Origin of the sequence: Aeromonas sp. 603404 (assembly GCF_049171775.1) — a bacterium.
Lineage (GTDB): Bacteria > Pseudomonadota > Gammaproteobacteria > Enterobacterales > Aeromonadaceae > Aeromonas > Aeromonas veronii_A.
In genome coordinates, this window is sequence record NZ_JAAKPE010000015.1 from 113,324 (window position 1) to 127,660 (window position 14,337).

Genomic DNA, 14,337 nt, shown 5'->3' on the forward strand with positions numbered 1-14,337 from the left:
AAATATCAAGCCCCACTCTCATTTCTTTTCTCAATTTGCACCTCTCTTATCAGCATCATCAGCTCTTGGGTTTCTTCGGAGCTTAGTCCTTCCTGAGCCACTTTGGCCTGCAATTCTTCGATCCGCTGTTTCAGAAACTGGTTGATGAAGCCGACGAAGGTGTCCTGCAATTCTCCCAGAATATCCGGCTCCTGATCGAGTTTGATCTCCTCGAACAGGTCGTGCATGGCCAGCTGAGCAAGGATCTCTCCCTCTTTGGTACCACGCCAGTGTTCCAGCAGGATACCGGTTGTGATACCGGGCTGTGCCAGGATTTGCTGGTGCAGTTGCAGCAGGAACTTGATGCCTTGTACGCGTAGTCCGGCCAATTCCGGCATGGGGGGAAGCTCAGCCGTTACTGCCGGATATTGCACCATCAGTGCCAGCGCACGCCGCAGTGGCGTCAGCTTGGCTGCCTTGGGTTTGTTGACCTCGGCCTTGGGCTGACTGTTGCGGGCAAAGAGCTCGGCGATGCGCTGCTTGTTCTCACCCCAGCGCATCATGCTGGAGAGGCGGGTGATCAGCCCTTCGCGGGTAAACCCTTCCGGTACGCGACGAATAAGCTCGGCGGCCTTGTTGGCCACTTCGAACTTGCCTGCCTCACCGGAGAGCGCCGCATCCCGCCCGAGACGCTCGAACATGAAGTCGGCGAACGGTTGGGCTTCATCGAGCAGGGCTTCGAAGCCCTCCTTGCCGATCTGACGTACCAGCGAGTCGGGATCCTCGCCATCGGGCAGGAACACGAACTTCAGCTCGCGGCCATCCTGCAGATGAGGGAGGGCATTATCCAGCGCGCGCCAGGCGGCTTCACGACCGGCGTTGTCACCGTCGTAGCAGCAGACTACCTCGGCGGTGGTGCGAAACAGGGTGTGGATATGGTCGCTGGTCGTTGCAGTACCCAGCGCCGCCACCGCATAGTCGATGTCGTACTGGCCGAGTGCCACCACATCCATGTAGCCTTCCACCACCAGGATCCGGCGTGGATCCTTGTGTGCCTGCTTCACCTCGTAGAGACCGAACAGCTCCCGCCCTTTATGGAAGATGGGGGTCTCCGGCGAGTTCAGGTATTTGGGGGTGCCATCACCCAGCACCCGGCCACCGAAACCGATGACCCGGCCACGCTTGTCGCGGATCGGGAACATGATGCGATCGCGGAAACGGTCATAGCTGCCCGGGCCATTGTCACGGGTGATCAGCATGCCGCCCGAGATAAGCAGCTGTTCGTGATCCCGGCTGGCGCCGAAGCGGCGGCGTACCTGATCCCAGTCACTTGGGGCATAACCGATGTTGAAGCGCTTGACCACTTCGCCAGTCAGACCGCGGCCTTTGAGGTACTCCACCGCATGGGGAGCGCTCTTGAGATTGCTCTCGTAGAAGCGGGCGATCTGGTTCATCAGCTCGAACAGATCCTTGCTGACGGCGGCCTGGCTATTGGCCGAGCCGCCGATGCTCTGCTCGCGAGGTACCTGCATGCCTTGCATGCTGGCGAGCTCTTCGATGGCATCGGGAAATTCGAGACCGTCGTACTCCATGACAAAGCCGATGGCATTGCCGTGGGCGCCACAACCGAAACAGTGGTAGAACTGCTTCTCCTGGCTGACCGTAAAAGAGGGGCTTTTTTCGTTATGAAAAGGGCAGCAAGCCTGGTAATTCTTACCGGCTTTTTTCAGCCGCACTCGCGAGTCGATCAGCTCGACTATGTCTGTGCGTACGAGCAGATCGTCGATAAAGGATTGGGGGATCCTGCCTGCCATAACCGTCCTGTTTCATTGCGGAGAAAATAAAAAAGCCGCGCATTCCAAGGGAAGCACGGCTTCTTCGACCAAACAAGAGAGTTGCCTGTTACGCCAAGCGGGTTTTCACCTGAGCACTGACGGCGCCGACATCGGCACGCCCCTGAATTTTCGGCTTCAAGACAGCCATGACCTTGCCCATATCAGCCATGACGGCAGCACCACTTTCAGTGATGGCTTGCTCGATCAGGGCAGCAATTTCATCTGCGGTCAGCTGTTGCGGCAGGAATTCCTGCAACACAACGATCTCGGCGGACTCTTTGTCGGCGAGATCCTGGCGACCGGCAGCTTCAAATTGGCTGATGGAATCGCGGCGCTGTTTGACCATTTTGGTCACGACAGCGAGGATATCCTCATCATTCAGCTCGATACGGGTATCGACTTCACGTTGCTTGATTTCTGCCATCAACAAGCGGATCGCTCCCAGACGTGCCTTATCTTTGGCAAGCATGGCGAGTTTTTGCTGATCCTTGAGTTGATCCTTCAGAGACACGGCAATATCTCCCGATTAGTACAGGCGGATACGACGTGCGTTTTCGCGAGACAGCTTCTTGGCGTGACGCTTGACAGCAGACGCTTTGGCGCGCTTACGAATGGTAGTCGGCTTCTCGTAGAACTCACGGCTACGAACTTCGGACAGGATACCGGCTTTTTCGCAAGAACGCTTGAAACGACGCAGAGCAACGTCAAACGGCTCATTTTCACGGACTTTGATTACTGGCATGTGCCTTTCACCTCAGTGATAAATTGTTAGCTGACCTTCAATCGATCAGCATGTCTTAAAATGGTGCGAAATTATACTCTGGACAGGGAATGAAAGTAAACCCGCAGAGATCGCTCTGGTTTAAAAAACCCGCGAAGGTTACCATAGCCGTCTCATTTTAGCAGTGAAATTTTTTAGCAATGCGTGTATTGGGCATAGAGACATCCTGTGACGAAACCGGGATCGCGATCTTCGACGATCAAAAAGGGATCCTTTCCCATCAGTTATACAGCCAGGTCAAGCTGCATGCGGACTACGGTGGCGTTGTCCCCGAGCTCGCCAGCAGGGATCATGTTCGCAAGACGATCCCGTTGATCCAAGCGGCATTGCAAGAGGCGGGACTGGGCAAAGATGACATCGATGGCATCGCGTATACCGCGGGTCCGGGTCTGGTTGGCGCCATTCTGGTGGGAGCCACTATTGGTCGTTCACTGGCGATGGCATGGAACAAGCCTGCTATCGCCGTCCACCATATGGAAGGCCACCTGCTGGCTCCCATGCTGGAAGAAAAGGCCCCCGAGTTCCCCTTCGTGGCGCTGCTGGTCTCCGGTGGTCACTCCATGCTGGTGCGGGTTGACGGCATCGGCAGCTATCAGCTGTTGGGCGAATCCATCGATGATGCTGCTGGCGAAGCGTTCGACAAGACCGCCAAGCTGATGGGGCTGGACTATCCAGGTGGTCCGCTGCTCTCCCGTCTGGCCGAGAAGGGCACTACCGGGCGCTTCCACTTCCCTCGTCCGATGACAGATCGTCCCGGGCTCGACATGAGCTTCTCCGGCCTGAAGACCTTCACCGCCAACACCATCGCTGCCAATGGTGATGATGAGCAGACCCGCGCCGATATCGCTCGGGCGTTTGAAGATGCGGTGGTCGATACCTTGGCCATCAAGTGCCGTCGTGCCTTGAAAGAGACAGGTCTCACGCGTCTGGTGGTCGCCGGTGGCGTCAGTGCCAACCGTCATCTGCGTGCCCAGCTGGCCGAGCTGATGGAGAGCCTCAAGGGCGAGGTGTTCTATCCGCGCACTGAATATTGCACCGATAACGGCGCCATGATCGCTTACGCCGGTATGCAGCGCCTGAAAGCGGGCGTGTTCGAACCGCTGGCGGTCAAAGCCGTGCCGCGTTGGCCGCTGGATACCCTGGATCCGGTCTGATCCAAAGGATCCCGCCTTCTGGCGTGGTGGTGAGTACCATGGTGGCCTACTGCTCCTGCAATCCGGCAGCGGTGGTTATAGCGCCGTTGGCACGCTGTTGTGGTGTCTGCTGTCGCCGTGGTTGAGCCACCCGTATAAGAGGTCAGGTCTCTTGCTGGCAGACAGCCAAGCACAGAGTAAAGAGATAAAAAAATCCCCGCCAACTGGCGGGGATTTTTGTTTGGTAATCGGCAGGCGATAGGATTACAGCAGGATGCCGCCGAAGAAGAAGCCCAGTGCCACGGCGATGGCGATGGTGGCGGTGCCCGGTACGAAGAAGGGATGGTTGAAGACCGCCTTACCGATACGGGTGGAGCCGGTGTCGTCCATCTCTACCGCGGCCAGCAGAGTCGGGTAGGTCGGCAGTACGAACAGGGCGCTCACGGCTGCGAAAGAGGCAATCGCAGTCAGCGGGCTGACACCCAGTGCCAGTGCGGCAGGCATCAACGCTTTGGTGGTGGCGCCTTGTGAATAGAGCAGCATGGCAGCGAAGAACAGCACCACAGCCAGCAGCCAGGAGTACTGGTTCAGCAGGTCGCCAGCGATCAGCTGGATGGTGTCCATGTTGCCTTTAACGAAGACGTTACCCAGCCAGGCCACACCCAGTACGCAGATACAGGCGGACATACCGGACTTGAAGGTCGGCATGTTGGTGACCTGGGTGGCGTCCAGTTTGCACACCAGGGTCATGATGGTGGCCGCGGCCAGCATGATGCCCATGATGGCGCCGTCACGGGGGATCGGCGGGTTGGTGATCAGGCCCACTTTACCGGAGATGGCAGTGGCATAAGCCATGACAGCAACGATGGCGGCGATGAAGATCCAGACCGACAGCTTGGCGTACGGTTTGATCTCGAGCTTGGTAGTACCACGCAGTTTGATCAGCCCCTTGGCTTTACGCTCCAGATAGACTTCGTCTTGCTCCAGCGGCTTGCCCATCATGTTGGCAATGAAGGCGCCCAGGATACAGGCCAGGAAGGTAGAGGGGATGCAGATGGCCAGCAGGGTCAGATAATCAACACCAAACGGCTCGAGCATGCCGGAGAAGGCAACCACAGCGGCAGAGATCGGGGAAGCTGTGATGGCGATCTGGGAGGCGACAACCGCGATGGAGAGCGGACGGGATGGGCGGATCCCTTGCTCTTTGGCCACTTCAGCGATCACCGGCAGGGTGGAGAAGGCGGTATGACCGGTACCGGCCAGCATGGTCATCAGGTAGGTGACCACCGGGGCGGCGAAGGTGATGTATTTGGGGTTCTTGCGCAGCGCTTTTTCTGCTAGGAAGACCAGATAGTCCATCCCGCCAGCCAGTTGCATACAGGCGATGGCGCAGATGACGGACGCGATGATCATGATCACATCCCAGGGGATGTAGCTGACCAATTGATCGCTCGGGATGGGCATGCCCAGACCCCACGTCAATACCAGTACCCCCAAACCACCGGCAAAGCCGATGCCGATGCTGCCTATCCGGGCCCCCAGATAGATAGCGGCGAGCACGACAAGTAACTCGATTCCAATCATAGCGATAACTCCATTTTTTAGTTTTTTGGTTTTTATTTGGCAAAAAGCCAATTCCCGATCGGGCTGGGGATAAAGACCAATCGGGAACTGACTTTATGGGCCGGGAAGATCCCGGCCCACACTCGCTTATACGGCAGCTTCGCGGGTGAAACGCTTGGCTTTGTATTGCGGGTTCATCAGGTTCTCGATGGAGAGAATTTCGTCCAGCTGCTCGGCGCTCAGCAGGCCACGCTCAAGAACGACTTCGCGGACGTTCTTGCCGGTCTGGGCACAGATCTTGCCGACGATATCCCCTTCGTGGTGGCCGATGAAGGGGTTCAGGTAGGTCACGATACCGATGGAGTTCAGCACGTGATTCATGCAGATTTCCGGGTTGGCGGTGATACCTTCCACGCACTTCTCGCGCAGGGAAATACAGGCTTTTTCCATCAGGCTCAGTGATTCGAACATCGCCTGACCAATCACCGGCTCCATGACGTTCAGCTGCAGCTGACCGGCTTCGGCGGCGAAGGTGATGGTGATGTCGTTACCGAATACCTTGAAGCAGGATTGGTTGACCACTTCCGGGATAACCGGGTTGACCTTGGCCGGCATGATGGAGGAGCCCGCCTGCATTTCCGGCAGGTTGATCTCTTTCAGTGCAGTGCGCGGGCCGGAGGAGAGCAGACGCAGGTCATTACAGATCTTGGACAGCTTCATGGCCAGACGCTTGATGGCGCCGTGCAGCATGACGTAGGCGCCACAGTCGGAGGTCGCTTCGATCAGATCTTCTGCCGGTACATAGGCACGACCGGTGATCTCGGCCAGACGCTTGATGGCCAGTGCAGAGTACTCGGGCGGAGTGTTCAGACCGGTACCGATGGCGGTCGCGCCCAGGTTCACTTCCAGCAGCAGCTCCTGGCAACGCTTGATGGACTTGATCTCTTCACGCAGGGTCACGGCGAATGCGTGGAACTCCTGACCCAGGGTCATCGGAACCGCATCTTGCAGTTGGGTACGGCCCATCTTCAGGATCTTCTTGAATTCTTCTGCTTTGGCATCAAAAGCGGCGATCAGTGCTTCCAGAGCATGCAGAGTCACGTCAGTGCTGTTGACCACAGCAACGCGGAAACCGGTCGGGTAAGCATCGTTGGTGGACTGGCACTTGTTGACGTGGTCGTTCGGGTTGATGACGTCGTAACGGCCTTTCTCCAGACCCATGATTTCCAGTGCGATGTTGGCCAGTACTTCGTTAGTGTTCATGTTGACGGAGGTGCCGGCACCTCCCTGGTAAACGTCGACCGGGAACTGGTCGAAGCATTTGCCTGTGTTCAGCATCAGGTCGCAGGCTTCTACGATCTTGTCAGCAATTTCAGGACGGATGGTACCGAGCTCGCCGTTTGCCAGTGCAGCAGCTTTCTTGGTCAGCACCATACCGCGGACAAATTCCGGAACGTCAGAAATCTTCTGAGAGCTGATCTTGAAGTTCTCGACAGCGCGCAGGGTGTGCACACCGTAGTAGAGATCATTGGAAACTTCTTTGGTGCCCAGCAGGTCTTCTTCAATGCGGACGTTCTTGATGTCGCTCATTGTAATGCCTCAGAAATCAGATAAATGGAAAAATCCTCACCGAGTGGTCGCGAGTTCCTTGCGCACAGCTCATCCTGAAGCACCACACATCGAGTGGGGCGGTAGGGAGAGTGACCTCCCGAAAAACTAATCAATATACTACTCCAATTGAGGTATCGGTTATTAGAGGTGGATCACTAAATTTGCGACATTTTCAAATTACTTTGAGGAAAGTACACATATGTTATGAAGTTTTTATCATGATGATTTTTATAAGTTTTTGTGACTTTTTGCTGATTTTTTAGATTGCTGATGACGTAGGAGTCAGTTGACCAACTTGAAAAGAGGGGGGCTGCCCCCATTTATTCAGGGCAGAAAGTGGTGATGACGGGGCGGCAAAATCGCCTCCGGCCATCGTTGGATGGGCGCCACTTTTTCTCAATTTACCGGTGCTGGAGTGGATATGGGCAAGTTGTTTTTGTTGTTGGTGGGTCTGGTTGTGCTGGAGCTCACCGTGATGATCGAGGTCGGCTCGGTAATCGGGGCGCTGCCGACTGTCGGCTTGCTCATTCTGACTGCTGTATTGGGCTCCTCGCTGGTGCGCAGTGAAGGGATCAAGACCCTGTTCAGCGCCCAGCAAAAGATGCAGATGGGCGAGATGCCGGGCCGCGAGGTGATGGGAGGCATGATGCTGGCGTTGGCCGGCTTGCTGCTGATTATCCCGGGTTTCGTGACCGACATTTTCGGTGTGCTGTTGCTGCAACCCTGGCTGCGCAACAAACTGGCTGACAAGCTGATCGGCAGCAGCCAGTTCCGGATGCAGATGGGTGGCTTCCAGCGTACTCAATCGCCGTTTGGCAACGCACCGTCCGATGATCATCTGGGGAACGCCAAGCAGGGCGGCACCACCATCGAAGGCGAATTTGAGCGCAAAGAGTGAGCGTAAAGAGTAATCGACGAAACGAAAACCCGAGGTGAGTGACTGAATCAGGGTTTACCCTGATGGCACAACGCCTCGAAGCGGTGTCGGGCATACCACCATGCGAGGGTGCCCGCCGCCAGATTGGCCAGCAAGATCCCCAGATATATCCCCTGTTCTCCCCCCAGCTTTGCCCCCAGCCAGGCTCCTGGCAACAGAAAACCAAACAGTCGCAATCCGTTGAACAAGAACGAAATACTGGATGCCCGCACGCCATTGAGTGCCGAGGCCAGCAGCATCACCATGCCCTGAAATCCGTAACCGATCGGCACTAGATGCAGATAGAGAATAATCAGGCGGATGACCTGTGGATGATCGCTGAACAGGTTAGCGATGAGTGGCGCCAGTAGCCAGGTCAGGCCATAGATGGCGAGCTGGAAAAGCAACGCAAAACTCATGCAGCTCTGCAGTGCAGCTTTGGCGCGGGCCGGATTGCCGGCGCCACAGTTTTGCGAGATGAAGGGGGCCAGTACGGAGGCGAGGGCCATCATCACAATCAGCAGCAGCGCCTCGACGCGCGATGCGGCGCCGTAAGCGGCCACCACCTCGGTACCCAGTCCTGCAAAGATCGTCATCAGCACTGCATTGGCCAGGGGGTTGAGCATATTGGTAAAAGAGGCGGGGACGGCGACATGGAGCAGCGCCCGCCAGTGGGTCAGCAACCGAGCTCGAGGCGAGAGGCGCCACAGCAGCAAGCCCTCCCGATGACGCAGGATATAGAGGCTGACCAGCATCGCCATCAACCAGGAGATAGAGGTGGCGATGGCTGCCCCGCGGATCCCCCATTCGGGAAAGGGGCCGATACCGAAGATCAACAGAGGATCCAGTACCCCGTTGACCAGCCCGGCTATGGCCATCACCAGGCTGGGGGTTTTGGTATCGCCGGTCGCCCGGATAGCGGCATTGCCCACCATGGGCAGCACCAGCATGGGGACGGTGAGATACCAGATCAGCATGTAGTCATGGATGAGAGAGATAAGCTCGGCACTGGCCCCCAACAGAGTAAACAGAGGCTTGATGGTGAGAGCCCCCCCCGCGGATAGCAGGGCCACCATGATCACCGCCAGAAACAGGCTGTCGGTGGCGAGATGGGCCGCCTCATCGTGTTTGCCCTGCCCCAGAGTATGACCGATCACCGCTGACAATCCGGCGCCCAATCCCATCGCCAGCGAGGTAACCACAAAAGTGACAGGAAAGGTAAAACTGATGGCTGCCAGAGCTTCGGTGCCCAGCATACCGATAAAAAAGGTATCGACCAGATTGAAGGCCAGAATGGCGATGATGCCGAAGATCATGGGGCCCGTCATCTGGCGCAGTACGACCGGAATAGGGGCTGTCAACATGGGGTTGGTGCGGGTCAAGGGCTCGTCTCTACAGCTGGCTTTGAAGGTTCTGGCATGGAAAACGGGCGGCTTGAACCGACCTTGCTCCAGGGTGTGGACATGGCTGAACCATCGAAGATGTTTATAGTACGTGAAAAAATTTTTTTTGTATTTGCCCTTGAAGGGTTAGCAACTCTGCCCCACATCAGGGACATATCTAATTTGGCCTGGAACGGCCATTCCTCAAAGCAACAATGAGACTCATTTTGGGAGAGTTATCGATGAAAATTCGTCCACTGCACGACCGCGTCATCATCAAGCGCATCGAAGCTGAAGCCAAATCTGCCGGCGGTATCGTCTTGACTGGTACTGCGGCCCAGAAGTCCACCCGTGGTGAAGTGCTTGCCGTGGGGACTGGTCGCATCCTGGATAATGGCGATGTGAAAGCGCTGGCCGTGAAGGTTGGTGACAAGGTGATCTTCAACGAAGGCTACGGCGTGAAGACCGAGAAGCTGGATGGTCAGGACGTCCTGATCCTGTCCGAGACTGACATCCTGGCGATTGTCGAAGAGTAATCTATCCCCGATTTTCCCCGAATTGATAGAAAGGATTGAAGAAAATGGCTGCTAAAGACGTCAAGTTTGGTAACGAAGCTCGCATCAAGATGCTGGAAGGTGTCAACATCCTGGCTGATGCCGTCAAGGTGACTCTGGGCCCGAAAGGCCGCAACGTGGTGCTGGACAAGTCCTTCGGCGCCCCGACCATCACTAAAGATGGTGTTTCTGTTGCGCGCGAAATTGAGCTGGAAGACAAGTTCCAGAACATGGGCGCCCAGATGGTCAAGGAAGTGGCTTCCAAGGCGAACGATGCCGCCGGTGACGGTACCACTACTGCAACCGTTCTGGCTCAGGCTATCGTCAACGAAGGTCTGAAAGCCGTTGCCGCCGGTATGAACCCGATGGATCTGAAGCGCGGTATCGACAAGGCCGTTGTGGCTGCGGTTGCCGAGCTGCAGGCGCTGTCCCAGCCGTGTGCTGACAGCAATGCCATCGCTCAGGTGGGCACCATCTCCGCCAACTCCGACGAGAAAGTGGGCAAGCTGATTGCTGAAGCCATGGACAAAGTGGGTCGCGATGGCGTCATCACCGTTGAAGATGGTCAGGGTCTGGAAGATGAGCTGGCAGTTGTTGAAGGTATGCAGTTCGACCGCGGCTACCTGTCCCCCTACTTCATCAACAAACAAGAGACCGGTTCCGTTGAACTGGACGACCCGTTCATCCTGCTGGTTGACAAGAAAGTCTCCAACATCCGCGAAATGCTGCCGGTGCTGGAAGGCGTTGCCAAAGCTGGCAAGCCGCTGCTGATTGTTGCTGAAGACGTGGAAGGCGAAGCCCTGGCGACTCTGGTGGTCAACACCATGCGCGGTATCGTGAAAGTGGCTGCCGTCAAGGCGCCTGGCTTCGGTGACCGTCGCAAGGCCATGCTGCAGGATATCGCCGTACTGACTGGCGGTACCGTCATCTCTGAAGAAGTTGGCATGGAGCTGGAAAAAGCGACTCTGGAAGATCTGGGTCGTGCCAAGCGCATCGTCATCACCAAAGAGAACACCACCATCATCGATGGCGTGGGTGATGCCGGTGTGATCGAAGGTCGTGTTGCCCAGATCCGTCAGCAGATCGAAGAGACTTCTTCCGACTACGATCGTGAGAAGCTGCAAGAGCGCGTAGCCAAGCTGGCTGGCGGTGTTGCCGTGATCAAGGTTGGCGCAGCCACCGAAGTCGAGATGAAAGAGAAGAAAGCCCGCGTTGAAGATGCCCTGCACGCTACCCGCGCCGCGGTTGAAGAAGGTGTGGTTGCCGGTGGTGGTGTTGCGTTGGTTCGCGTTGCAGCCAAACTGGCTGGTCTGCGTGGTGACAACGAAGACCAGAACGTCGGTATCAAGGTTGCCCTGCGCGCCATGGAAGCCCCGCTGCGTCAAATCGTCATCAACGCCGGTGAAGAAGCCTCCGTCATTGCCAATGCAGTGAAGAACGGCGAAGGCAACTTCGGTTACAACGCTTACAGCGAACAGTATGGTGACATGCTGGCCATGGGTATCCTGGATCCGACCAAGGTAACCCGTTCAGCCCTGCAGTTTGCCTCTTCCATCGCCGGTCTGATGATCACCACCGAGTGCATGGTCACCGAACTGCCGAAGAAAGATACCCCTGCAATGCCTGACATGGGCGGCATGGGTGGCATGGGCATGATGTAATCATCCCCCCTTGCTTTGTTTGACAAACGGCTCGCTCAAGGCGAGCCGTTTTTTTATATCTGGCTAAACTGAGTCTGTTGATAGCAGAAAAGTGTAAGGGGGAAAGATGAAGGTGCTTGGATGGATAACTCTGCTGTTTGCATTGATTGCCATGCCGCTTGTGGCTGCCGAGGCCCTCAAGGGGCCTGTGATCTTGAAAGTAAGCGGCAATATCAGATCCCCAGATGAGGTGGACGGCAAAGTGCTTTTTGACTTGGCCACGCTGCAGGCGTTGCCGCAATATGAGATAGTCACCAGCAACCCTTGGGTTGATAAACCTCACAAGTACAGAGGGCCCAAGGTGGCGGACGTGCTGGCCGCAGTGGGGGCTAATGGCAAGAGCATAACCCTGACAGCATTGAACAGTTTTCAGATCCGCATCAATTGGGACAAAGTTGCCAAGTATAACCCTATTCTTGCTTGGGAAGATGACGGGGTAGCCATGAGGGTCCGTGACAAGGGGCCGCTCTGGTTTATGTTGCCGCTTGATCAATATCCGGAGCTGAAGCGCTCTGAATATACCGACATGATGATTTGGCAGCTGGACCTGATAGATATTCAACACTGATAAAAGAGTCACGGGAGCACGGGGTGAAAGGAAAGACCAGGGCGTGGCCACTGCTCGTCATTCTGTATGTATCCATTCTGTCGTTTACCGGGAGCACCCTTTATTGTCTGGTTCAGCTCCAGAATGCGACCAGAGCGATGGAGAAATATACCTATGATGTCTCCTGGGCGCTGATGCAGCTGCAGCTCGAGTTGGGGCGTTTCCTCAGTGCTGTAGAGGTCTACCATTATGGTGGAATAGAGCACAATGACCTGATGTTGCGCTATGACATTCTTTGGAGCAGAACCCCCATCCTGTTGAGCGGTCAGTTGCGTAAAAGCATGCAGGATAAGCAGAAAACCTTGCGCTTGGTGCAACTGATTGAAAACAACATTCGCGATATAGAGCCTGTCATTACCAAGCTGCAGAGCGGAGACTCTGTCTACCAGCAAATAATGATGCGCCTAGCCCCCTTGCAGGAGCCTTTATCCTATGCACTAGCTTCCGTTATGCAGAAGAACATCAACATCTACTCAGAGAATGATCGCCATTTTGGTCAATTGCGTAATGCTCTGCTGTTGATGGTGTCGGGGTTGGTTATCTCGGTTTTACTCCTTAGCTTGCTTCTTGTATATGAAGCTCGACGTCACTTTAGGGCAGCAAGGCGTGACCCGTTGACGGGTCTCTCCAATCGGGTGGCATTGCTGGAACGGATGGAGCTCTGTGCCACTCAGGAGGTACCTTTCGGATTGGTATTGGTCGATATCAACGACTTCAGAGATATCAACAGCAAGTTTGGTTATGATGCGGGCGATTTTTTGCTCAGTGAATTGGCCAGACGGATCAGATTGCTCTGTGAAGAAGGGGAGTGGAGTGGTCGGTTGGGTGGCGATCAATTTGCCATTATCCAGCGTGGTAGCAGCGATCTGCGTCAGGTCAGGGAGCTGGTAGCGCGACTGCTGCACGTTCTGAAGCAAGATATCGTCTATGATAACTATCCCTTCCGGCTCGAGGTGGGGATCGGGATTGCCTTCTATCCGATGGACAGCGATAAAACACAGGAGTTATTGAGTCGTGCGGAACAGGCTCTGTTCCATAGCCGCAAGACCCATGTCCCCTATGTGATTTACGATAACTCCTTGCTCAACGAGACGGCGCGGCGCAAGCATTTGGCCTCGGACATGATCATGGCGCTGGAACACAATGCGTTGGAACTCTATTACCAACCCATCGTCAATCTCGAGAGTGGCCGTTGTGAAGCTGTCGAAGCACTGCTGCGCTGGCGGCATCCGGAGCTGGGCTTTATTCCGCCAAACGAAGTGATCATGGTGGCTGAGGAGTTCCAGCTTGCCGAGCGTCTGGGCGGCTGGGTGTTGAACACCGCTTGCGAGCAGCTTTATCAGTGGCATCAGTTGGGTATGGTCGACCTGCAGATGTGCGTGAATATCTCGCCGGGCATGTACCAGCGCAATTTGCTCAAACTGGTGGCCAAGGCATTGATGGAGAACCACCTGCCAGCCAGCAGTCTGGTTTTGGAGGTCACTGAAGATACCACCATGCGCGAAGTGAAGAATTCGCTGCAACTGATGCAGGATCTCAATCAGCAGGGGGTACTGCTGGCATTAGACGATTTTGGGACTGGTTATTCATCTTTGAGTTATCTGCAAAAGTTACCGGTCAGCAAGGTGAAGATCGACCGCTCCTTTATACAGGGCATTGACACCTCAATGGAGGCATCCGAACTGGTCGCCAATATTTGCAGGATGGGGTCGATGCTGGGCAAGAGTCTGGTGTGTGAAGGGATTGAGACACAGGCCCAGTTGGATGTGCTGCGATCCCTGACCGATATCCACTTGTATGGACAGGGCTATCTGTTCAGCCGACCGGAGCAGGCGGAGAAAATCTATCAGACCTTGTTGGAGATGGAGGAGCTTTGGCTAGCACGTCAACAATCCGAAATGGCTTATATGAGTTGAAGGGGAGGGGTACTTGACGGTCATCTGCCTCAAGAATGTGTGATTCAGTTCAAGTTTTATGCTTTTTGTTTGTTGTTTGAACGGTTGTGCGGTTTTATCAAAAAAACATGCAGTTTAGCCTTGCCAGAAAGAATCTGTTCCCTATAATGCGCCTCCATCGACAGGGCAAGCGGCAACGCAAACAACCTCGTCGGTAACCTCGAAAAGCCTTTGAAAATAAGGCTTGACTCGAGAAGGCGGTTGAGTAGAATTCCACTCCCGCAGCAACACACTGTTGCGTCGCTCTTTAACAATTTGAATCAAGCAATCTGTGTGGGCACTCACAGCATCGAACATCAAAAACAATTTTTGATTTTCAAT

The 14,337-nt window shown here is 55.4% G+C and carries 13 protein-coding genes; 6 read left to right on the forward strand and 7 right to left on the reverse strand.

The annotated features are described in order from the left end of the window. Positions 1-5: 5 nt before the first annotated feature. The 3 genes from dnaG to rpsU form a co-directional block, all read right to left on the reverse strand. Positions 6-1,793, reverse strand: a complete 1,788-nt coding sequence (gene dnaG, locus G5306_RS17700) for a DNA primase (protein ID WP_270905252.1) — start codon at positions 1,791-1,793, stop codon at positions 6-8. An 88-nt stretch (positions 1,794-1,881) separates the two neighbouring features. Further along, positions 1,882-2,325, reverse strand: a complete 444-nt coding sequence (locus G5306_RS17705; RefSeq protein WP_005349081.1) for a GatB/YqeY domain-containing protein — start codon at positions 2,323-2,325, stop codon at positions 1,882-1,884. Positions 2,326-2,340: 15 nt separating this feature from the next. Continuing rightward, positions 2,341-2,556, reverse strand: a complete 216-nt coding sequence (gene rpsU / locus G5306_RS17710; protein ID WP_005309452.1) for a 30S ribosomal protein S21 — start codon at positions 2,554-2,556, stop codon at positions 2,341-2,343. A 179-nt stretch (positions 2,557-2,735) separates the two neighbouring features. Here rpsU and tsaD point away from each other — a divergent pair, with 179 nt between their 5' ends. Next, entirely contained in the window at positions 2,736-3,749 is a 1,014-nt protein-coding gene (gene tsaD / locus G5306_RS17715) for a tRNA (adenosine(37)-N6)-threonylcarbamoyltransferase complex transferase subunit TsaD (protein ID WP_042052807.1), read from the forward strand. Between the two features lie 243 nt (positions 3,750-3,992). On the opposite strand, the gene G5306_RS17720 is transcribed toward tsaD, so the two are convergent. Together G5306_RS17720 and aspA are read right to left on the reverse strand one after the other, a co-directional pair. Further along, on the reverse strand, positions 3,993-5,312 hold the full coding sequence (locus G5306_RS17720; protein WP_021229055.1) for an anaerobic C4-dicarboxylate transporter: 1,320 nt from the start codon (positions 5,310-5,312) through the stop codon (positions 3,993-3,995). Between the two features lie 126 nt (positions 5,313-5,438). Continuing rightward, positions 5,439-6,881: an aspartate ammonia-lyase gene (gene aspA / locus G5306_RS17725; RefSeq protein WP_005341227.1), complete on the reverse strand. Its 1,443-nt coding sequence runs from the start codon at positions 6,879-6,881 to the stop codon at positions 5,439-5,441. A gap of 442 nt (positions 6,882-7,323) precedes the next feature. Between aspA and G5306_RS17730 the strand changes: the two genes are divergently transcribed. Further along, positions 7,324-7,800: an FxsA family protein gene (locus G5306_RS17730; protein WP_005340570.1), complete on the forward strand. Its 477-nt coding sequence runs from the start codon at positions 7,324-7,326 to the stop codon at positions 7,798-7,800. A 47-nt stretch (positions 7,801-7,847) separates the two neighbouring features. Here G5306_RS17730 and G5306_RS17735 read toward each other — a convergent pair whose 3' ends face one another. Continuing rightward, positions 7,848-9,182 carry an MATE family efflux transporter gene (locus G5306_RS17735; protein WP_421313319.1) on the reverse strand — a complete coding sequence of 445 codons (1,335 nt, stop codon included), beginning with the start codon at positions 9,180-9,182 and terminating at the stop codon, positions 7,848-7,850. Between the two features lie 260 nt (positions 9,183-9,442). On the opposite strand from G5306_RS17735, the gene G5306_RS17740 reads away from it, so the two are divergent. The 4 genes from G5306_RS17740 (at position 9,443) to G5306_RS17755 (ending at position 13,977) form a co-directional block, all read left to right on the forward strand. Continuing rightward, positions 9,443-9,736 carry a co-chaperone GroES gene (locus G5306_RS17740; protein WP_005309514.1) on the forward strand — a complete coding sequence of 98 codons (294 nt, stop codon included), beginning with the start codon at positions 9,443-9,445 and terminating at the stop codon, positions 9,734-9,736. Positions 9,737-9,780: 44 nt separating this feature from the next. Then, positions 9,781-11,415 carry a chaperonin GroEL gene (groL, locus tag G5306_RS17745; protein ID WP_005340575.1) on the forward strand — a complete coding sequence of 545 codons (1,635 nt, stop codon included), beginning with the start codon at positions 9,781-9,783 and terminating at the stop codon, positions 11,413-11,415. Positions 11,416-11,521: 106 nt separating this feature from the next. Then, positions 11,522-12,022, forward strand: coding sequence for a molybdopterin-binding oxidoreductase (locus tag G5306_RS17750; protein ID WP_421207310.1), 501 nt, complete (start codon positions 11,522-11,524; stop codon positions 12,020-12,022). 23 nt (positions 12,023-12,045) lie between these two features. Beyond that, positions 12,046-13,977: a putative bifunctional diguanylate cyclase/phosphodiesterase gene (locus G5306_RS17755; protein WP_421207312.1), complete on the forward strand. Its 1,932-nt coding sequence runs from the start codon at positions 12,046-12,048 to the stop codon at positions 13,975-13,977. A 141-nt stretch (positions 13,978-14,118) separates the two neighbouring features. On the opposite strand, the gene G5306_RS17760 is transcribed toward G5306_RS17755, so the two are convergent. After that, a partial coding sequence (locus tag G5306_RS17760) for a hypothetical protein (protein ID WP_421313316.1) occupies positions 14,119-14,337 on the reverse strand: 219 nt, incomplete at its 5' end.

Coding starts and splice junctions, on each gene's coding strand:
- dnaG (WP_270905252.1), bottom strand. CDS start 1,793: ATGGCAGGCAGGATCCCCCAATCCTTTATCGACGATCTGCTCGTACGC.
- G5306_RS17740 (WP_005309514.1), top strand. CDS start 9,443: ATGAAAATTCGTCCACTGCACGACCGCGTCATCATCAAGCGCATCGAA.
- aspA (WP_005341227.1), bottom strand. CDS start 6,881: ATGAGCGACATCAAGAACGTCCGCATTGAAGAAGACCTGCTGGGCACC.
- G5306_RS17750 (WP_421207310.1), top strand. CDS start 11,522: ATGAAGGTGCTTGGATGGATAACTCTGCTGTTTGCATTGATTGCCATG.
- tsaD (WP_042052807.1), top strand. CDS start 2,736: ATGCGTGTATTGGGCATAGAGACATCCTGTGACGAAACCGGGATCGCG.
- rpsU (WP_005309452.1), bottom strand. CDS start 2,556: ATGCCAGTAATCAAAGTCCGTGAAAATGAGCCGTTTGACGTTGCTCTG.
- G5306_RS17720 (WP_021229055.1), bottom strand. CDS start 5,312: ATGATTGGAATCGAGTTACTTGTCGTGCTCGCCGCTATCTATCTGGGG.
- groL (WP_005340575.1), top strand. CDS start 9,781: ATGGCTGCTAAAGACGTCAAGTTTGGTAACGAAGCTCGCATCAAGATG.
- G5306_RS17730 (WP_005340570.1), top strand. CDS start 7,324: ATGGGCAAGTTGTTTTTGTTGTTGGTGGGTCTGGTTGTGCTGGAGCTC.
- G5306_RS17735 (WP_421313319.1), bottom strand. CDS start 9,182: ATGTTGACAGCCCCTATTCCGGTCGTACTGCGCCAGATGACGGGCCCC.